The organism is Sorangiineae bacterium MSr11954 (assembly GCA_037157815.1).
GTDB lineage: Bacteria > Myxococcota_A > Polyangia > Polyangiales > Polyangiaceae > Pendulispora > Pendulispora albinea.
This window is the reverse complement of the sequence record CP089984.1, coordinates 11,657,019-11,677,766: the sequence shown is the minus strand read 5'-3', so window position 1 is coordinate 11,677,766 and position 20,748 is coordinate 11,657,019. Positions and strand designations below refer to the sequence as shown.

Below are 20,748 nucleotides of genomic sequence, written 5' to 3'. Positions count from 1 at the left end.
CGGCGCCACTGCTCAAATTTTCAACGTTGCTCTTCAATGACCAAGAACGAATTCGAGGATCGTAGCAAACGACACCAGTCCATGGCGGGTCCGAGCACCGGGCCCGGCGATGTCCTCGACTCGGATGGGTTCTGACGCAACGCCGAAACGATTTCGAACCGTCGCGCGCGACGGGAAATGACTTCAGCCCTGACTTGATTAACCACGGAGGCACAGAGATACGGAGGAGTATTGCGGGAAGTCATCGGGAGCTCTCTCCGTGTCTCCGTGCCTCCGTGGTTCTTTCTCAATTCTCAAAGCGAATGTAAAAGCGCGAGGAGCGCGGCCCGATCGTCTTCCTTCATGGCACCATAGCGCTCACGGCTTCGTTTGGCTTCACCGTCGTGCCGCACGATGGCGGCCTCGATGGTCTCGGACATCCCATCGTGGAAGTACGGCGCCGTCGACGGCAAGCCCCAGAGCGGCGGCGTGCGAAACGAACGCGTACCGTTCTGCACGATGAGCGGCGCGTTCTTGGGCGCCACGTCGTGCAGGAGCAGATCGCTGAAGAGCGGTACAGGCTCGCCGGCGCGCGTGCGCAACATCGGCGTATGGCAGCTCGCGCACCCGGCGGCCGAGAACGCAGCCTCTCCGCGCGCAGCCATCTCCGGCGGGAGCGCTCGGCGCATGGGCGGCGCGAGCTTGCCCAGGAAGTACACCACATCGTCGAAGGCGCTGGGGCCGAGGGCCTTCGCGAGCTCGCTCGTGGGAAGCCCGAGCTCGTTGGTGAAGGCGTCCTCCACGAAGTCCGAGAGCGATGCCATTTGCCCTTTCCATCCGAAGCGGCCGACGTTGCCGCCCGCGAGGACGCTGACCGTGCCGCGCACCTCACCGTCGCGGTCCTGCGCATCGGCGAGCGCGCGGATGCTCTCCTCGGGGATGGCGTCGACGAGCCCCGCCCCGAAGATGGTCGGCGTCTGCCGTCGCTCGAACAAATTGGCCTTCGCGTCGATGAACGGGGATCTACCCGCAAGGCCAAACCTGTGCGCCATGGTGTCGCCACTCGCCGGCAGCTCGAAGACACCGTCGGCTCCAAGGATCCCGTGCCGCACCACGTCCACGTCGGACGGGCCTGCGCCGCCGATGGCAGGATCGAAGTGGCAGCTCCGGCACGCATCGCCGTTGAAGAAGGGCCCCAGCCCTTCGGACCTTCGGAAGTCATGATCGAACACGTCGCGCCCGCGTACGAAGCGCGCACGTTCCGCCTGGGAGAGCGCGGCGAGAGGCCCGCCGGGCGCGCCCGCGGCCGGCACGGGGGCGTTCTTCGGCAAGAGGCCGTCCGGGCGATATCCGCTCCCGCCGAGCGATCGCAGAAACGCGAGCAGCGCGCCGCGCTCTCTCTCGGAGAGCGCCGCGTACGTTTGCGCGGCGCGAAGTCCTTCGCCGCCGTGCGCGCGGATGGCCTCGTCGAGGGTGTCGGCGCGCCCATCATGCAAATAGGGCCCGGCGGCGCCCAGACCCCACAGCGGCGTGGTGCGGAATTCGCGCTCGTTCGCCTCGCCCACCACCACGCCATCGGCCATGTCCTGCCCCATATCGTGGAGCAGAAGATCGGTATAAGCCGGTATCGGGCCGCGCGGACCGCGCAGGGAGGGCACATGGCACGAGGTGCAGCCCGCCGCGCGAAACGTCTCTTCGCCGGCGCGCGTCTCGCGGGTGGGCGCATCGGGCGGCGGCGGCGCGAGCAGCGCCACGAACGCGAGCAAGTTGGTGAGATCGTCCGAGCCCAGCTCGGGATCGGGGGCCGAATCGGCGTCCGAGGTGGGGAGCTCGGCGGGCGAATAGCGCTCGCGCATGTAAAGCGGCGGGACGGGTGACGTCGTCACCCCCATTTGATCGAGCAGCGCGAGGCGCACGAAACCTCGAAGGGTCGACATCTGGGCTTTGCGTCCGAAGCGGCCGATGAAGCCGCGCTCGAAGTTGACCTTTCCACGGATGCCATCGTGGTTCCTATCGCTCGGATCGGCGCGCGAGATGATCTCCTCGGCCGGAATTTCGGCCAGGAGCCCCACGCCGAAGAATGGAAGCGGCAGGTGCGCCGTCCGCGGATTTCCCTCTCGGGGCTCCACGGACGTCGCGGTGAAATGATGTTTGAACGGTGCGATATGCTCCGTTTTGGAGTGTTGCTCCAGAGGCGCCCCGCGGTAGCGCGAGGCGGCGCCGCCGGTGACCGGCTTTTCATGGCACCCATGGCACGACGTGGCGTTGTACGCCGGCCCGAGCCCTTCGGAGGGCAGAAAGCGGCGCGTGGCCACGGCGCGCCCGCGCTCGAACCGAACGCGGGCCTCCGAATCGATGCCGGGGAGAGGTTCGCCGAGCGGTGCGAAGATCGACACCGCGACGGACGACGTCGTACGAGTCCCGACGGTATCCGCCATGGCCACGAAGGCGATGGCGACGAACCCCAAGACGGCCAATAGATAACGTGCGACTCGTGTCACGTGCTCACCACCCCAATTCGCGAACTAGTTATCTAGATAGAATCGACCAAACCGCTCACTTCCCCGTCGACCAGCTGCCCGTGGCGTTGCACTGCTGCGAGTGGGGGGCGTAGTTGGAAGCCTGCTGGCACCACACCAGGATGGGCCCCGTAAGATTGACGCAACCGCGCGCGACGGCCTTCAGCCACGCCTGCAGACGGAGATCCCACTCCGCCACGTAGCAGCTCGGCTTGCCCGGTGTATTGATGATACCGCCCGACACCAGCTCGCCCAGCGGCGCGCTGACATTGAAGACATTGCGCGGGAAGTCCACGTTGTATCCAAAGCCTTGATAAATCTCGTGGGCGAGGGACGGAAAGTAATCTTCCCACGCGCTCACCGAGCACGTGCTGGGCGGCGGCACCGGCTTCTTGCCACCACCGCCGCAGCTGCCGCAACCGCTACCACCGCCGCTGCCGCTCAAGGTCTGCTCGGTGGCCTTGCCCTGGATCACCAGATCGCGCGCGCATTGCACTTGGTGTTTGCCGGTGGTGAGGCAAGCCCAGGGGAGATCGTCGTAAGCGGCCGCCTTCTCGGCGTCGATCGCGGTGCCGCCCGTCTCCTTGATCGCGGCTTCGTCCGGGCACTTCGCGCTCTTGTCGCCGGGGGCGCACACGTAGGCGTCGAGGTTGTTCTCTTTGCCCTCCATCAAGGTCATCGCGCTGGTGCACACCACGCGATCGCTGCCCTTGGCCTCGCATCCCCAAGCGCTGCTGGCCGTCTTGTTCTCGGTGTCGGAGCCCCCTCCCTCGGAGCTGCTGCCGCACGCCGAAGCCAGGACACCGACGCCAACGAGTGCGCTCGACCAGATAAATTTCATATTCATGTCGTACCTTCTTTCCCGTTTCGCGATTTACGCGTTTCCCTAGAAAGCGCGGCTTCCCCCCTCCCAGTTACGGGACCGTGCGTGCGGGCCACTTTGCAACGGTGGTGCCATTTCCAATTCACACATCGAAGGTCGGATTGGCAGTCTAGCAGCGCGCGACTTCGAATCGGTGAGCGGAGCATTTTTTTGCTCTCCGACCATCGCTCTTTTGGATCGAAACACCGCACATCGCAGCATGATGCGCGCGCGAGCTAGCGAATGGTCGCGTGGCACTCTTTGCCCCAGAGGCGCGCGCGCACGCTCCAAATCGCACCGATTCGCCGCTTCGCGCGGGATATCGGGTACTGCCGCGCCCGCGAAATGGCCGCAGAAGGCCGGTTCTTTACGCATTCTTTATTACATGTCGGTCATGGATCGCGCCGCCGATCCATCGCCCCGGCGCCATGCGCGCTCCGCGGAGGCGGGCGCTTGACGGCAATTCCCTGCTGCCACATAGGAGCCGGACATCGCATTCAATCGCGATTAACCATCGAGGTCCCACATGAAACATCGTTCCAGGGCCGTTCGCGCCATGGCCGCCGGCTTGTGTGCGTACGTACTTTTCGGCTGCGACCAAACACGGGGCGAACAGGCCGGCTCGAGCTCCGGCTCGATCGTCGACGTTCCGCATACGGCGGTCGAAAGGCAATCCATCGGCAATTGCTGGCTCTATGCGGAAGCGAGCTGGATCGAGTCGATGCACCTCTCCGCCACCGGCGAACGATTCGACACTTCGCAGTCGTATTGGACGTACTGGCATTGGTTCGATCAAATCGTCGATGGCTCCGCCTCCCAGGTTCGAACGGGCGGAAACGAAGCGATCGCCGATCGGATCGTCGCCCGCCGCGGCTTGGTGCGCGCGGCGGATTTCGTATCCACCGACACGAACGGCGAAATGTCGGCGCAACAGAAGCTCGCGCTCGATACCGTGAACGCGGAGCTCTCGCGCGGCCGCCTCGCGACCCGCTCGGCGCGCGCCAATCGCACTTTGGTTCGCCGCGTGCTCGACGAAGCGTGGGCACTTACGAGCCCCACGCGCGATTGGCTCGATGGCGCGTTCGGCGCCGATGCCGCGCGCCCCCTCGGCAACGGGGCCAACCTGGCGGGGACGCCCGTCGTTTCGCCGGGCGCATTTCTGGTCCGCTACACCGAGCGCGTGACCGATTCGAATCGAGGGACCGTCAAAGACACCGCGCTCTCCAGCGCCATGGGCGAATGGAGCACCGTGTATTACCCGAGCGGGAGCACGGACCGGCGGAATTTTCTAATTCGCGTCCAGAGAGCCCTGCACGATCGCCAGCCGGTGATCCTCACGTGGAACGTCGATTTCAACGCGCTCGAGTCGGGCGACGGTCCGCGGCGCGGCGCCTTCGACATGACGACCCTCCGGGCGAGCGGGCGGCCCGGTTCGCAAGGCGGGCACATGGTCGTCTTGGAGGATTACCAAGCGAGCACGCAGTCCTTCGGGGTGCTCGCCGCGGGGGTGACGCTCGATCCAAACGACGCGGGCGATCGGGCCAAGCTCGACGCGGCGCTCTTGCCATCGACGCAGATTCAGTTCTTACGAATCAAAAATTCATGGGGCACGGCGCGCGCCGATCGGGGAACGGTGCCCGGGTTCCCCGGCTACCACGATCTCTACATGGATTATTTGAATGGCCCGATCGCCTGGTGCCCCGACGTCGACAATCCCTCGGCGTGGAACTGCCGTGGATCGATCGTGCCACTGAATTACGTGGTGCTCCCACCTGGCTATTGAGCCTGCTATGAAATCATATTTTTACGACTCGTTGGTTTTGGAAGCTGGATGAGCTAGTATCTGCCACCGCCGCGGCCGGTCTTGGCGCAAGGGCGGGTGGAAGTTTCGTGTCATCGTGTGAATCCAATCGAGTCGAGGCAGGCCCCTCGGGCAAGCCGACCGAAGAGCAACAGCGGGAGGTCGGTGGCTCGGACACCGTCACCGAGCCTTCTCCGCCGGCGAGGCACGATCTCGCCGGACCGTTGACGATGGGCGAGCGGGTCGGCCGCTATGTCGTCGTCGATTGGCTGGGCGAGGGGGGGATGGGGGTCGTCTATGCGGCGCACGATCCCGAGCTGGATCGCACCATCGCGCTGAAGATTTTGCGCGCGGGCGCGAGCGATACGGAGGTGGATCACGGCGAGCGGCTCCTGCGGGAGGCGCGGGCCATGGCGCGCGTGGGACATCCCAACGTGGTGACCGTGTTCGACGCGGGCTTTCACGGAGACCGCATCTTCATCGCCATGGAGCGGGTGAGCGGCACCACCTTGCGCGAGTGGCTCCAAGCGAAGAAGCGGCCGTGGCGCGAGGTCGTGCAGGTGTTCGTCGAGGCCGGTCGGGGCATCGCAGCCGCGCACGCGGCCGGTCTGGTGCACCGCGATTTCAAGCCCGAGAACGTGCTCATCGGCCGTGACGGGCGGGTGCGCGTAAGCGATTTCGGGCTGGCGCGCGCGGACGCAGGTGCACCTACGGTGCGCGATTCGCACGCGCCGTCCGAAGATGGCGCCAATGCGCGGCGCGTCGCGCACGATCCGAGCTTGGCATTTGGAACACCGGCCTACATGTCGCCGGAGCAGCTTCGATTCGAGCACGCCGGCGCCGCCTCCGATCAATTCAGCTTTGCCGTGGCGCTCTACGAGGGATTGTACGGTGAGCGCCCCTTCGCCGGCATGACCCTCCCCGAGCGCGGCCGAAACATCATGGAGGGCCGTATCTCGGAGGTGCCAAAAGGGAGCGATGTACCCTCGTGGCTGCGCAAAGCGGTCGTCCGCGCGCTCGCGGGCCATCCGTCCGTGCGCCATCCTTCGATGAACGCGCTGCTCGAGGCCATCGGGCGCAATCCGCGCCGGGCGTGGCGGCGGCGCGGGGTGTGGATCGCGTGGGCCGCGTTGACTGTACTTGTTTTTTTCGGTGCAAGGAACCTATGGCGCCCCTCGGAGCCAAAATGCAGCGGCCTCGATCGCAAGCTCTCGGGGGTGTGGGACGACGCGCGCAAACGAGCCGTCCACGATGCATTTCGCGCGACCGGGCTCCCTTATGCCGAACATACCTTCAAAACGGTGAGCGGCGCGCTCGATACCTATGCGCGCGATTGGGTGCGCGGGCGGGTCGACGCGTGCGAAGCCACGTGGGTGCGCGGGGAGCAGTCCTCGGAGCGGCTCGATGCGCGCATGGAGTGCCTCGACGAGCGGCTCAACGAGCTGAACGCGCTGGCCGGCGTTTACACGCGCGCGGACGCGGCGACCATGCAAAACGCGGTGGGCGCCGCGCAGTCGTTGGTGCAACCGGCGCGCTGCGCGGACGCAAGGGCGTTGCCGTCGAACGCGGGCGCGCCGTCCAACCCCGCCATGGCCGCGCGCGTCTTTGCGCTCCGAACGGCCCTGGCGGAGGCCAAAGCGCTGCGCGACGCCGGGCACTTCAAGGAGGCGATGGCGTCGATGCAGCCCGCCGTCTCGGAGGCGCTCGCCATCGGCGAGGCGTCGCTCGAGACACGCGCCCTGCGCCTCCACGGCGATCTCCTCATTCAAACGGGTAGCCCGCCGAAGGAGGCCGAGGCGGAGCTCTATCGCGCGGCGTGGGCCGCCGATCGCGCGCACGACGATGCGGCGCGCGCCGAAGCTTGGATCGATCTTCTGTATGTCGTCGGCCATTTGCAATTGCGCGCGAACGATTTGCATCTCATCAACGGGGAAGCCATTTCGGCCATCGCTCGGGCGGGCAGCAACCAGGAGCTGGAGATCGCGCGGCGGCGGCGCCTGGCGTCGGCGTATCGGGAGCAAGGTCGCTTCGCGGAGGCGCGCGCGGAGCTGGAGCCGGCGCTCGCCATGGCCCGCGCGCACTTCGGGCCCGAGAGCCGGGAGCTCGCGGCCTGTCTCTTGGACGCGGGGTGGCTCCTGCACGTCTTGGGGGAAAATGCGGCCGCGCGGGAGCACGTGGAGGGCGGTCGCGCCATTTACGAGCGCCTGCTCGGGTCGGATCATCCGAACATCGCGGTCGCCCTCAATCGATTGGGCGCCATTCTGAGCGCCGAGCGAAAATATGCGGAGGCGGAGATGCACTTCCGGCGGGCGCTGGCGATCGCCGAGAGCGTGCACGGCGGCGTTCACTCGGTGGTGGCCGTGTATCTGGACAATTTGGCCGACGCGTTGACGGCCCGGCAGAAATACGGCGAGGCCATTGTCCTGCACACGCGGGCGCTCGGCATCTCCGAGAGGCTGTACGGGCCGGAGCACTCGGAGTTGGTCTCGTCGCTGCTCGGTCTGGGGATTACTTATTTCGAATCGGGTGACACCGCGTCTGCGCGGCTGCACCTGGAACGAGCCCTCCGACTTTGCACCGACGGAATCGATCCCCAGTTTCGCGCCGACGTGCAATTCCATCTGGCCAAGGCGCTCGAGCCCCGGCAGGTGGCGCGCGCGCGTTCCCTCGCGCTCGCGGCCCGCGACACGTACCGCGACGGCCAGGCGGAGAGCGCCGCCGCGCTCCCGCGGCTCGAAGCGTGGCTCGCGGCGCATCCGGCGGGACGCTGAACGGCGCACGCATCTCGGCGACGCGGCGCACGCGTCTCGGCGACGTGACCGCGGCGCACGCGCCTCGGCGACGTGACCGCGGCGCACGCGCCTCGGCGACGTGACCGCGGCGCACGCATCTCGGTGACGTGACCGCGGCGCACGCATCTCGGTGACGTGACCGCGGCGTACGCGTCTCGGTGACGTGACCGCGGCGCACGCGTCTCGGCGAACCGCGGTGCGCCCGTCTCACGATGAAGACGCCGTGTCTCGCGCGTAAGACGGATGCGAAATGGGCACCCCCGTGAAATGGCATTTCTCGATCGCGGCGTTCGTCTGCGAATGTTCGCACGTCGTCGAAGGCCGGCACGACGTCAATCGACCGGTGCATAACTTGCTGAGCAGCGCGGCCCATGAGAACGATCCTCGGTTTGCTCCTGGTCGCAACATCCTTCGCGTGCAGCTCTTCTCCTTCGTCGCCCTCGCCGGACGCACCAAGCGCCGACGCGCCCGAGGCGACCGTCACCTCGACGAATCCATTGACGGCCGCACGCCCCGACAAAGCGCGGCTGGTGGCGATATCGGCCTCCGGCGGAAGCCTGCAAAACCCCTGCTGGTCTCCCAACGGAGACCAGCTGGTATTCACGCGATTTCGTAAAGGCTACAACGATGGAAATTCATTCGTCGGACGCATCTCCACCGCGGGCGGGACGCCGTTCGAGCTGACGCCGTTCAATGTCCAAAGCATCAACCTCCCAGGTGCATGCTGGAACGCCACGCTGAATCGCATCGCGTTCGGCTCCGAAGCGTCGGGGCATGAAGAGATCTTTCTCGTCGATCCGCAAGGCGGCCACCGCACACAGGTCACCCGCGTGGGGAACCGGCAAGCGAGCGAGCCCTCGATCTCACCGGACGGCCAATACATCGTCTTCGAGTCGCACCCCATCGACCGCGAGGACGACGGTCAAATCTGGAGGGTCCGCACCGACAGCACGGAGCTCGTCCAGCTCACCGCGGGCCCCAACGACAAACAACCCAATTGGTCGCCCTCCGGCGATCGCATCCTCTTTCAACGAGGGCTCGCGACCGGGTCGGGCGCAGAAAACGTGAACTGGGAAATCTATACGATGTCTCCCAGCGGAGACTCCCTGCGCAACGTCACCCGCTCGCAGGCCAGCGACACCGACGCAGCCTGGTCGCCGGACGGGGCCTACATCGTCTACTCCTCCGACGAGGGTGGGCTGGCCTACGCCAACGTATTCGTCATCGCGCGGGACGGCGGCCGGCCCATTCGCGTCACCACGAGCTCCGGCTACGACGGCGCCCCCTCCTGGTCGGCCGACGGCAAGAGCATCGCCTTCGAGTCGAGCGAGCGCGATCCCGAGCGCACGGGGACGAAGATCTACGTCATCGACGCACCCGCGCTTCGTTGACCGCTTCGCACGGTCGGGAGCCGTCCTCTCGCACGAGCAGCGCGCACCCACCCCACGTGCGCATCGGGTTATGAGCTGCATCCGACATCGTTGTACCCACAACGATGTCGGATCGTGCTCTTTCGCCAACTTCGTTTCATAAATCGAAGCGCCGCCGGCAACAAACGTGGTAATCCTATTTCGTCCCGTTGAGCGGAATTGCAGCCGCGCGCCCCCGGAAGGCGCTGGCGAGCTGCGAGTGCCCTTGCGGATCGAAGCACCGATCCACCTCGCCGTGAGAGGACAGAATCATGCGTTTCATTCGTGCGCGATCGAACATTCTCGGTCCCGTGTGCGGGCTTCTCGTCATTGGCTCGGGATGCAGCACCGCGATCGAAGACACCTCACAAAACGCCGCGCCGGAGCAGTCGAACGTCGCGAACCTCGGCACGCCCTCCCGGTCGGACCGCGCGCCGGCGGCGGAGAATACGAAGGCCGAAGCCCGAGGAGACGAAGCCCCGGCGACGGCGCCGCCCGCAGGTCTTTACATCAGCGAGGTCGCGGCCAACTTCAAAGGAAATGCGGTGTCGTGGATCGAGCTCGTCAACACCGGCACCACCGCCATTTCGTTGAAGGACTACAAGCTACGCAGCGGTGGGCGGACGGCCAATGGAACCAAAAAATCGTCCGTGACATTCACCTTGCCGGACAAAACTATCCCGGCGGGCGGGTATCTGGTCATCGCAGGGAAGGCCTCCACATTTCTAAAGGGCGCGTCCGACTCCATTTACCTCCTCGACGCCAATTCCTACATGCCCTATTGGGGCGCATCCGGCTTCGTCGAGCTGCTCGAAGGTGGCAACACCGCCGACTTCGTGCGCTTCGGCGGCGATGAAACGGCGCCCACCACCGCGGGCGCTTGGCCCACGAGCGCCACCGACAACGTACCCGTGTTCGTGACCCCATCCAACTACGGCCCGAGCGAGTCGATCGATCCGATCGACAGCTACGATCAATCGATCGTCCGCATGAGCGGCGCGTTTACGGCCACGAAGACCAAAGACGATTGGACGCTCGTCAAATTTCCGACCCCGGGCGGAAAGAACGACGTGGCCAAAGACGCGGTCTCCAGCGACAACGACGGGATCCCCGACTCGGCCAAGGTCGAAGGCGGCAGCTTCGCGGGGTTGAACCTCTACGCCATGGGCGCGCGCAAGGGGCAGAGAGATTTATTCATTTACGTCGACTATTTGACCAGCGACGATCCGGGCATCACGCCGCGCGAGAGCTCGCTCACCAAGGTGGTCAGCGCCTTCACGGGCCATGGGATCCACGTGCACTTCGATGTCGGCACGCTCTTCGCGAACGAATTCGACACCGCCAGGTACAACCTGTCCGGGTCGAGCCATGCGCTCGACTACGTCAAGTGCACCCAACTGGAAACGAGCGCCGTGGGCGCCGGGTGCAAGAACGTCTACGAATACGTCTCGTCATCCATGACGGCGTCGCGGCGGGCCATCTTTCGGTACATGTTGATGGGATCGTCGCAGCTCGAGTCGGGGGACGGTGGTTCTTCGGGCAAGGCCGAGCTCCCGGGCAACAAATTCATCGTCACCATGGGCAACTGGGGATTCAAGACCGACACCGAGCAACGCAGGCTGCAGCTCGAGAACGATCAAGCCAGCACCATCATGCACGAGCTCGGGCACACGCTCTCGCTGCGCCATGGGGGGTTCGAGAACCGCAATCAAAAGCCCAATTACTACAGCATCATGAACTACCTCTACCAGCTCGAGGGGTTGCCCTCGAACCCCCGCGGCATGGGCCCCACCGAGAGGTACTACTTCCGAATGAACGTGTACGAGAGCCGCGCCGTGCCCGGGTATCCGAACGCGAACACCTACCGCCGCTGCGACGAGCCCGAGGGCCCCTGTAGCGCGCAGTTCCGCATGGATTACTCCGACGGCTCGGGGCAATCCTTGAGCGAAAACGCGCTGCGCGAGGGCGCCATCATCGGGCGCGGCCGCGATGGAAATGCGTATGGCGACTGGAACCTCGACGGAAAGGCCGCCTCCTCGAGCTATGCGCAAGACGTGAACCTCGACGGATCGCGAACCGCCATTTCCGATCACGACGATTGGTCGAGCCTCATTCTGATCACCGGGCGAAGCTATACGAAGCCCGCCGCCGCGCAGGGCTCGCCGAAGAACCAAAGCGCCCGCGACGAACCCTTCGTCATGGAGTCCCTGCCGCCGGACACCGCGCCCACCCTCGTCCACGAGGAGGCTCCCCCGGCGAGCCTCTTGCGGCAGCTCGCCGAGTAGCGCGCGCACCGAGCGCCTTCTCGCCGCTACCCCTTCGCGGGCCCCGGCCCGGTCTCGATGATCCGTACGAGGCCGGCCGCGGCTTGCTTCTTCGAGCCGAGCCACACCGCATAGACCACGTCGGGGAGCGCGGGCAGCCCCTCGTCCGTTTCGATAGCGCGCAGGCCCGGGCCGACGATGCTGCGAGGCAGCGGTGTGGCGGCGAGACCGGCGAGGGCGGCGGCCCTTAGACCGGCGAGGCTGGTGCTCGTGCACGCGATGCGCCATTTCGCCGGGGTGCCGGCCAGCGATCGGAGCGCGGCATCGCGGTAGGGGCAAGGCTCCTGAAAGAACGCCAGCGGCGCGGGCACCGGCAAGGTGGCGTTCCCGGAGAAGGCCCAGACGAGCGGCTCGCTCCAAAGACGGGAGCCGCCGGCCTGCTCGTCGCAAAGGCCGGCGACGACCACGTCGAGCTCCTTTTCGTCCAGCATGTCCAAGAGCTGCTCACCGAACCCGACATGAAGGTCGACTTGGACGTTCGGGTGCCATGTCGCGTGCTGCGCAAGGACCTGCGGAAGCCATACGGCCGCAAGGTCCTCGGAGACGCCGAGCCGGACCTGCCCGGCATGCCGCGTCCCCGATAGCCGCGCCCTCGCATCTTCGTTCAGGCGCAGGATGGTGCGCGCATAGCCCAGAAGAACCTCGCCGGCCCGGGTAAGTTGGACCTGCCGGGTGCTGCGCGTAAAGAGCGTTTGGCCCGCCTGCTCCTCGAGCCTGCGGATCTGCGCGCTGATCGTCGACTGCGTCGAGTGCAGGCACTCCGCCGCGCGGGTGAAGCTGGTGAGATCCGCCACGGTGACGAAGCTTCGGAGCAACTCGGTTTCGAACATGCCGTTCTCCGCGCCCATTCGCGCCATTGATTGACGTTTCGGATGAATACCACTCGAAATATTCGTTCGTCAAATGAGTCCGCGCAGCCTACGTCTTCGGGCATGGCAAACTTGCTCTATGTCGAGGCGTCACCCAACAAGCAACGCTCGGTATCCATCGAAGTGAGCCGGGCATTTCTGGCGACCTACGCCGAATCGAACCCGGGTGATGCCGTCCACGAGCTGGATATCTGGGCGGCGGATCTCCCTCCGTTCGATCAACACGCCTTGGAGGCCAAATACGCCGGGCTCGCGGGCGTCGACCGAACAGACGCGCAGAACGCGGCGTGGAGGGTGCTCGAGCAGCTCGCGGCGCCCTTTCTCACGGCCGACAAATTCCTTCTCGGCATTCCACTCTGGAACTTCAGCATCCCCTATCGTCTCAAACACCTCATCGACCTCGTCTCCCAAAAAGACATTCTCTTCTCGTTCGACGAGCGAGGCTTCTCCGGCCGGGTCAAAGCAAAGAAGGCCGCGGTCATCTACGCACGCGGCCTCGACTACGCCCCGACCTCCGCCTGGACCCCCGGCGAATCCTATGACTTCCAGCGCCCCTACATCGAGGCTTGGCTCCGATTCATCGGGGTGACCGAAATTCACTCCGTGGTCGTCGAGCGGACCCTCTTTGGCCCGGGCATCGATCGCGAGAGCCGCGCCAAAGGCCGGCTCGAAGCAGAAAACCTGGCGCGCTATTTCTGAACGCTCCCATTCGAGCTAACCCGATGGGCTGTCGGATTCGCAACGGGTCCTTCGACTCGACGGCGGCTCGGACGCTCGTTCGGAGGTTGCCTCGGCCGCTACAGTACGCACGCGAGCGCGCGCCGCGTGTCGCGCGACCACCGGCCTCGAGCTCGGCGGCGTCGAAGGCGCGTCCGCTGGCGGCGTCCACGGCGGTATGAAACCGCGGATTTCGAGCTGGCTCGCCATACGGGCCGGAAGCCGGATCACCGTTTCTTTAACTTGCGCGTTTTTGGCGGAGACAACGTGAAACTCAATCGTTTCTGGCGGGTCGCCGGAAGCGCTTTTCCAAGGTGCCGAGCTCATGCCAACCCCATATAATAATGCTCGTCGATGAACGACGCTAGTCCCGCACATCCAATTAAGACCAGATCCGTCGTCGCTTCGTCGAAAAATTGCATTTCACTCGAGTCCGCGTACACGACCGCACGAACCTTCTCTCCGCTCGAGATCGGAACGCCAATGAACGAAAAGCGCTTGTCCCGTGTCTTTCTGGCATCCTCGTGCGTCATCCCAAGGTGCTCCACGCAATAAGTGATCCAGTCGTCGTAAGACATGCCGCTCACCCGTTCGAACTTGCGTGGCTCCTTGAGCCTTGCCACCCGGCCAATCAACCCCGACTTGGCGGAGAAGGTGCGTCCGGCCCCGCCGTCCTTGCTTCCGACGTAATCGACACTTTGTTCGAGCTCTTCCTCCCCCTTCGTATTCTTGTAGACGCGATGCACCGTAATGCGCAGCCATCCTTCTTCGGGGTTCTCGCGGCGTTTCTGTTTTGCGATGACTCGATGCAGCACGTGCAAGGGACCCCTTAGATCGCTGGGGGTCTCCTTCTTTTCGTCGATCTTGTCCTTGTAATTGGACTGCGCGAGTTTGAGCAGACCCAGCGCGCTCGCGGACGCGATTTGCACGATGAGCACCGCGATCTGAATCGAGCGACCATGGCCACTCGGTTGTCCCGGGTTATTCGGCTGTCCAAGACCATAGATCTCGTTCACCAGCGCAAAGCCGCCGCTGACGATGGCGAAAAAGAGCGCGGCGAGAGCAGGCCACGTTTCCTTGACGTACCACGGACGCCCTGATGTCGCTGGCAGGCCCACGATGCCCACGGTGCGCGAATCATGTAGCGCGATGGACGCGCTCGTCAACTATGGATCCAATGCTAGTCGCGATTGGAAAGTCCACACTCCTCGTTGATGTGCAATGAACCAACTTCGCGCTTCCGGTAGAGCCAAAGCGCGAAGCCCGCCGCGCGCAGGCGCCGGCGCTCCAAAGCTAAATGAGAATGCGCGTGACGACGGCTTGCAGCCACCACCCGAACTCTTGCCGGCGCTTGTAGCGGGGTAATTGGGACCAGGTCGTGAAGGCCTCGCGCAGCGCTCGTTTTGCGCCGTCGTTGTTCCGGCGTTGGTTGCGGACGAGCGCGAGTTTGAGCCAGCCTTGGACCGACGAGCTGTTGGAGCCCATGTAACGTTCGAGGGCGTCTTCGGCTTCTTCGAAGCGGGATAGCTTCATGAGGACGTCGGAGGCGAGGAGATAAGGCTCGCCGTAGAGGAGGACGGGCGATATGGCGACGGCGGCGACGATGGGCTCGATCGCGCCCTCCGAGTCGCCCGAGCGGTGGCGGGCGAGGGCCGTCAGGTAAAGAAGCTCGGCGTCCTCGGGATCGCGGGCGCGGGCTTCGTCGAGGAGCTTCAGCGCGGCTTTTGGCCGGCGCCGGCGGAGGTAGAGGCGCGCCAGATCGCGGCGCGCGGTGATGTTGGCAGGGTTCACATGAATCTGCGTAGCGAGTGCGCGCATCTTCGAGGCCGTGCGGAGCCAGATCACCGGATCCGGTAAATACCCCCTCAGCAGGTAAACGACGATCACCAGGGCCGCAGCGTACGGATAAGACGTGGCATACGAACACGCAAAGATGGCCAAATAGTAAGCGAGGTAACCCATATTTGGGCAATATCGTAGCCGCAAGGATGGCCGCCTTCGCGGGGATTCGCGCGCAGAAATGATGCGCAGGATGCGCCAAATGGGACATGCGCACACTTGCACACCCCACCTATACTGCGTTTGATCCCGGGCGAGCAGGATGGAAAGAGTGATGACGACATCCAACGAATTCCGAAGAGTGCTTGCGGCGGCGGACGCGCGCGCCATGATGCGGTAGCGTCGAGATTGGACGAAAACGGGAGGACGGTCCCGATGCGCAACTTCGACGAGACGAACATCACCACGGCGGCGCTCGCGCGCATCTCCAACGCGGAGGATGCACGTACACGCGCCATCAGCCAAGCGCTGGTGCGCCATCTGCACGCCTTCATCCGCGAGGTGGAGCCCACGTTCGAGGAATGGGAGGCGGGCGTGGAGTTCCTCACGCGCGTCGGCCACTTTTGCGACGACAAGCGCCAAGAGTTCGTGCTCCTGTCCGACGCATTGGGGGTGTCGATGTTGGTCGACGCCATCAACCATCGCGCCGAGGGCGGGGTCACGGAGTCCACCGTGCTCGGTCCGTATCACGTGAAGGGGGCGCCAGATGTTCCCATCGGCGCGAACATCTCCCCCGGCGCCACCGGTGAGCTGCTGCTGGTCACCGGAACGGTGAAATCGGCGCGCGGCGAGCCGATCGCCGATGCGCTCATCGACGTTTGGCACTCCGACGAGCACGGACTTTACGACGTTCAGCGACCCGAGTTGGCGAATCGATCCACCATGCGCGCGCGCCTTCGCTCCGACTCCCATGGCGCGTTCCGGTTTTGGACGATTCGCCCCGCGCCCTACCGCATCCCGCACGATGGGCCCGTGGGGGAGATGCTCGAGGCGCAAGGACGGCACCCCTGGCGGCCGGCGCACGTCCACTTCATGATCGAGAAGCCGCACTACCGCAAGCTGGTGACCCACGTCTTCATCGACGGCGATCCGTATCTGGAGTCGGACGTGGTGTTCGGGGTGAAAGATAGCTTGATCGCCGAGCTCCAACCTCGCCGCGGCGACCGCGACGACGAACAGCCCGGGGAGGCTCGCCCGGGAGGGCATTGGCACCTGGAGTACGACTTCGTATTGGCCTCCGCGTGAGCGCCCGTAACCAATCAGCGCCCCGCGACGAAGCTCGCGGCGATGCGGCCCAGCTCTTCGCCGGCGTCCTCTTGAATGAAGTGCCCCACCCCCGAAAGGACGCGGTGCGGCTGCCCCGCCGCGCCCGGAATGCGCTTTTGCAGCACCCGCTCCCCGCCCGACGAAAAGGGATCTTGGTCGCCGAAGACGGTGAGGAAAGGGCGGCGGAATTGGGCGAGTAAATCCCACGCGCGCCGGTTTGGCTCGCTGGCCGGATCGTTGGGCGTGGTGGGGACCAACATGGGGAACTCGCGCGCGGCGGCTTTGTACGACTCGTCGGGGAACGGCGCGTCGTAGCCGCTTCGTGCGGCGATGCTCAGCGGCAGCGACGAATAGCGTTGAACGATTTCGCCGGCGGAGAAGACGGGGTCCTCCTGCGACGCGCGCTGCCACTCCGCGAACTCGGGCGGCATCGGCCGGTCGCCCGTGGGCAGCGAGGTGTTCGCCGCGATCACGCGCGCGAAGCGCTCCGGGTGCTCGGCCACCAGCCGTAATCCGATGAGGCCACCCCAATCCTGGCAAATCAAGGTGAGCTCGCGCAGATCGAGCGCGGCGATGAACGCGTACGCCCACGCCACGTGGCGCGCGTAGGTGTAGGCGCTGCGCTCGGCGAATTTGTCGGAGCGGCCGAATCCGACCAGATCGGGCGCGATGGCGCGCTGGCCGGCGGCGGTCAAAACGGGGATGATCTTTCGATAGAGAAACGACCACGTCGGCTCGCCGTGGAGCATCAGCACGATGGGTGCGTCGCGCGGCCCTTCGTCGACGTAGTGCATCCGCAGAGGGGTCCCGTCGAGGTCGCGAATATCGACATAGTGTGGTTCGAAGGGATAATCGGTCACGCTCTCGAATCGATGTTCCGGCGTGCGGATGATCGTCATGGTGTACCCTCGGGCTCAGCGCACCACACGCGCTGGCATTCGGCAACGGCATAGTCGCATCGAAAGGTGCGAAACTCGCCCAGCGCGCGCTGATAGAGCTCGTTCGCGCGCTCGCGGGAGGCGTCTCCACGCCTTCGAAGCTGCAGCGCGGCGCGAAAGCGGGTACGTGCAACTTGCACATGAATGGCGCCGCGCTCGTGAAAGGCGATGCTCGCGCGCAGGTGCTCGTCGGCGAGGTCGTGGTCGCCCATCGCCGCGGCCACCTCGGCCCGGACGCGCTCCGCCACCCCGCGCGAAAAGAGCTTTCCGCCCCCGGAGTGCTCCTCGAGCAGCTCGCGCGCGCGGCGCATCGCTTGATCGTGATCGCCGGCGTTGAGCGCGATTTCGGCGTCGCCCGCGCGGTACCAATCGTTGAGCATCAGCCGCCCGCCCATGGTGTCGGCGATGCGCTGGGCCTTGGCGCGGCAGTCCTCCGCCTTTTCGTGTTGGCCCATATGGCTGTACGCCCAACCCATACCGCTCCAGGCCAGACTGAGATGCAATTTGTCGCCGGTCTGCCCGGCAAACTCCAAGGTGTACTCCAGAAATTCGATGACCAGCGGCCAATCGCCGCTGAACAAGCAGGTGGAGCCGGTCATCAAATTTGCAGCCGAGAGGAGGCTGGGCTGCCCGATCTCGCGCGCCCGCGCGCGCACCCGATCCAGCTCGGAGAAGCCGGCCTCGCACAGGCCCTGCGCCACCAAGCTCAAACCGTGGTAGCCGACGGCGCGAAACCACTCGAACGGCTCGCCGAGGCGCTCCAGCGGGCCGATGGCCTGGGCCAGGAGGGGCTCGGCCTCTTTGGCGTTGCCGTCGATGATGAGCGCGGAGCCAATGAGGCACGAGGGGAGCGCGATGAGCTCTTCGTCGCCCAGCTCCATGCCCATGGGCAGCGCTTTTCGGTAATAGCCGAGCGCCTGCGGGGTCTCGCCCCGATAAAAGTGAATGCGCCCGTGAAAGTAATCGAGGCGCGCCAGACGCGCGCGATCCTCTTTGGTCGCGCCGCCGTTCTTTTCGCACTCGGCGAGCAAGGCGCGCGCTTCGGCCACGCGCTTGAAATTCTGCTCGGCCGACTCGGCCACCAAGAGCGTGTAAATCTGCTTGAGGAGCAGGTCGATCCGCCAGCGGCGCGTGTCCGACGTCACCTCCAGCTTTTCGATGGCGCTCATGGCGGCGGCATAGTGCGCGCGCGCCTCGCCATAGGAGCAGAGCCGGGTCGCGTAATCGCCGGCGCGCACGCTGAAGTGGGCCGCGCGAGCGTGCTCGCCCGCCTCGTGGAAGTGGTAGGCGAGCAGCGCGCTCTTGGCGTTGGAGAGCGGGCCCTCGTAAAGGGATTCCATGGCGGAGGCCACCTGGGCGTGCAAGGTCCTCCGGCGCTCGGGCGGGATTCGCGCCAAGATGGCGTCGCGCAGTTTGTCGTGGGCAAACCGGAAATCGTCGCCGCGGCTCTCGAGCACGGCCGCGTTGGCGCAATGCGCGAGCCATCGATCGAGCGCCAGCTCCGGCAAGAGCCGCTGGAGCACGACCCGATCGAGATCGCGACCGAGGACGGCCGCGAGCTCCAGGGGCCCGCGCTCTTCGGCGGGGACGCGGTCCACCCGGCGCAGGGCGATGCGCTCGATGCCGCCGGTGAGCAATCCCTCCGGCAACGCGAACTCGCCGATTCGATCGAGCCGGCCCGCCTGTTCGGCCAGCGCGCGGAGCACCTCGATCAAGAAGAAGACATTTCCCTCGGTCTCACGGCAAAGGTAATCGACGACCTCGGAGGAGCCGCCGCCTGCCCCCAGCATCGACACGGCCAGCTTGGCGACGTTGGTTCGTTCCAAGCGCCGGAGCCTCAGGGTGGAGGTCGCGGCCAGGGTCTGCGCCAGCTCGGGCGCCTCTTCGTCGCGGTAGGTGCCGACCAAAAGGAGCGGCAGCGAGCGCGCCTCCTCGGCCAGGTGCGCGAGCAGCGCCACGCTCTCGGCGTTGGCCCACTGCAGATCCTCGAGCAGGACCACGGTCACCTGCGGCTGCCGGCGAAAGAGCGCGTCGATGGCCGCCCAGAGGCGCGTTTGCATCGCCGAGGGGTGCATGGCGCCCACGGAGGGCAGCGCGCGGCCCAAGAGCTCCGGAAGATCGGGGACCAGCTCGCGAAGAACCGCCGCGTCGTCGTCGGGCAAAGGTGCCCGCACGGCCAGGGTGCGCAGCACCGGGATCCAGAGCGCATACGAGGTGTCGCCGGCGACCGCGGCTTGCCCCATCACCACGCAGGCGTTGGAGACCAGCGCGCGCGTTCGCAGCTCGGCCGTGAGCCGCGATTTGCCAATACCGCTTTCGCCCCCGATGAGCCACCCCGCGCCTTGCCCCTGGCTGGCCGCGTCGAAGGCGGACATGAGCGTTCCGAGCTCGCAATCGCGCCCCACGAACGACGATGCCTGCAAGAAGCTCTCGCGCGTGGCCACCGTCTCGATGTCCAGCGGCACGCCGAGCTTGTCGTTGAGATCGCGCAGGACCTCGAACGCGCTCTCATACCGCTCTTCGGGTTTGCGCGCGAGGAGCTTGGCCACGATGGCCCCCGTGGCCCCTGGGAGCTCCACCTCGGGCGCCGTGAGCCAATCGAGACCCGGGCGGCGCGAACCTGCCAGAGGACGGCCAAAGAGCACTTCGTGGGCAATCACCCCGAACGAATAAAGGTCCGAGGCGACGCTGGGGGGCGAACCAAACCAGATTTCGGGCGCGATGTATTGCGGTGTACCCGCGAGCTCGCTGGCATTCCCGGCCATCGTCGCCAGGCCGAAGTCCGCCAGGCGCACGACCCCGCGAAGGCAAAGCACGTTCGATGGCTTGAGATCCCGGTGAACGATGCCGCACCGATGCACATAGAGCAGGGCGCGAAGGAGCTGCGCGAGGAGCGCGAGCTTGGCCTCCAGCGAGGTATCGTACTGCTCTTGCGCCTCCTGGGTGATGAAGCGCGGATCGTCCAGGAGCTCCATGGTGAAGTAGGGACCCGCGAGCTCGTCGAACCCGTAGTCGAGCACCCGAATGACATTGGGATGATGCAAGGACGAGAGGGTTTGGAACTCGCGGGCCAGCGCGAGGAGCCCGTTCGCCGACTGCACGCTGGAGTCCGAGGGCTGCCCTTCCCCGAGCAGCTTGAGGGCTACCGCACGGCCGTTCAGACGGTCCGTGGCACGGAAAACGTTGCCCATACCGCCACGCCCGAGTTGCTCGTGCGTCACATACGTGCGACCGACGATGCGCTCGGGCCACCGCCCACCCGAATGCACGATGTCGGTATTTATCGAGTAGTCCCGCCTTTTCGGTTCGGCACGCTCGATCGGCATGGTGTCACTCAAAAGACTGTCGGCGCCGGGCGCGGGACTGGGGTGACGCATCGTTCACGCTTCGTTCATGCTGCGCACGTTTCGTTGGGAGCTTCTGATGAGGTTAT

Annotated in this window: 13 protein-coding genes; 6 read left to right on the top strand and 7 right to left on the bottom strand. The window is 65.5% G+C overall.

Features of this window, described 5'->3' with window-relative positions; genetic code table 11:
- Positions 1–293: 293 nt before the first annotated feature.
- Positions 294–2,447, bottom strand: coding sequence for a c-type cytochrome (locus LZC94_45925; GenBank protein WXB15146.1), 2,154 nt, complete (start codon positions 2,445–2,447; stop codon positions 294–296).
- Between the two features lie 88 nt (positions 2,448–2,535).
- Positions 2,536–3,345, bottom strand: a complete 810-nt coding sequence (locus LZC94_45920) for a hypothetical protein (protein ID WXB15145.1) — start codon at positions 3,343–3,345, stop codon at positions 2,536–2,538.
- A gap of 541 nt (positions 3,346–3,886) precedes the next feature.
- Between LZC94_45920 and LZC94_45915 the strand changes: the two genes are divergently transcribed.
- From LZC94_45915 to LZC94_45900, 4 genes are all read left to right on the top strand, one after another.
- A complete protein-coding gene (locus tag LZC94_45915) occupies positions 3,887–5,143 on the top strand; it encodes a hypothetical protein (GenBank protein WXB15144.1) in 1,257 nt (418 codons plus the stop codon).
- Between the two features lie 107 nt (positions 5,144–5,250).
- Positions 5,251–7,932 (top strand): serine/threonine-protein kinase, encoded by a 2,682-nt coding sequence (locus tag LZC94_45910; GenBank protein ID WXB15143.1) that lies wholly within the window; start codon positions 5,251–5,253, stop codon positions 7,930–7,932.
- Between the two features lie 392 nt (positions 7,933–8,324).
- Complete coding sequence (locus tag LZC94_45905) at positions 8,325–9,344, top strand: hypothetical protein (GenBank protein ID WXB15142.1); 1,020 nt, start codon at positions 8,325–8,327, stop codon at positions 9,342–9,344.
- Positions 9,345–9,634: 290 nt separating this feature from the next.
- Positions 9,635–11,647 (top strand): lamin tail domain-containing protein, encoded by a 2,013-nt coding sequence (locus tag LZC94_45900; GenBank protein WXB15141.1) that lies wholly within the window; start codon positions 9,635–9,637, stop codon positions 11,645–11,647.
- A gap of 26 nt (positions 11,648–11,673) precedes the next feature.
- On the opposite strand, the gene LZC94_45895 is transcribed toward LZC94_45900, so the two are convergent.
- Positions 11,674–12,516, bottom strand: coding sequence for a LysR substrate-binding domain-containing protein (locus LZC94_45895; protein WXB15140.1), 843 nt, complete (start codon positions 12,514–12,516; stop codon positions 11,674–11,676).
- Between the two features lie 102 nt (positions 12,517–12,618).
- On the opposite strand from LZC94_45895, the gene LZC94_45890 reads away from it, so the two are divergent.
- Positions 12,619–13,254, top strand: coding sequence for an NAD(P)H-dependent oxidoreductase (locus LZC94_45890; protein WXB15139.1), 636 nt, complete (start codon positions 12,619–12,621; stop codon positions 13,252–13,254).
- Between the two features lie 341 nt (positions 13,255–13,595).
- On the opposite strand, the gene LZC94_45885 is transcribed toward LZC94_45890, so the two are convergent.
- Together LZC94_45885 and LZC94_45880 are read right to left on the bottom strand one after the other, a co-directional pair.
- A complete protein-coding gene (locus tag LZC94_45885) occupies positions 13,596–14,438 on the bottom strand; it encodes a GAF domain-containing protein (GenBank protein WXB15138.1) in 843 nt (280 codons plus the stop codon).
- Positions 14,439–14,565: 127 nt separating this feature from the next.
- Positions 14,566–15,234 carry a tetratricopeptide repeat protein gene (locus LZC94_45880; protein WXB15137.1) on the bottom strand — a complete coding sequence of 223 codons (669 nt, stop codon included), beginning with the start codon at positions 15,232–15,234 and terminating at the stop codon, positions 14,566–14,568.
- Between the two features lie 252 nt (positions 15,235–15,486).
- Between LZC94_45880 and LZC94_45875 the strand changes: the two genes are divergently transcribed.
- Complete coding sequence (locus LZC94_45875) at positions 15,487–16,356, top strand: intradiol ring-cleavage dioxygenase (GenBank protein ID WXB15136.1); 870 nt, start codon at positions 15,487–15,489, stop codon at positions 16,354–16,356.
- Between the two features lie 14 nt (positions 16,357–16,370).
- Here LZC94_45875 and LZC94_45870 read toward each other — a convergent pair whose 3' ends face one another.
- Complete coding sequence (locus LZC94_45870) at positions 16,371–17,276, bottom strand: haloalkane dehalogenase (protein ID WXB15135.1); 906 nt, start codon at positions 17,274–17,276, stop codon at positions 16,371–16,373.
- Positions 17,273–20,506: an AAA family ATPase gene (locus tag LZC94_45865; GenBank protein WXB15134.1), complete on the bottom strand. Its 3,234-nt coding sequence runs from the start codon at positions 20,504–20,506 to the stop codon at positions 17,273–17,275. The genes LZC94_45870 and LZC94_45865 overlap by 4 nt, the downstream gene beginning before the upstream one ends.
- Between the last annotated feature and the right edge of the window lie 242 nt (positions 20,507–20,748).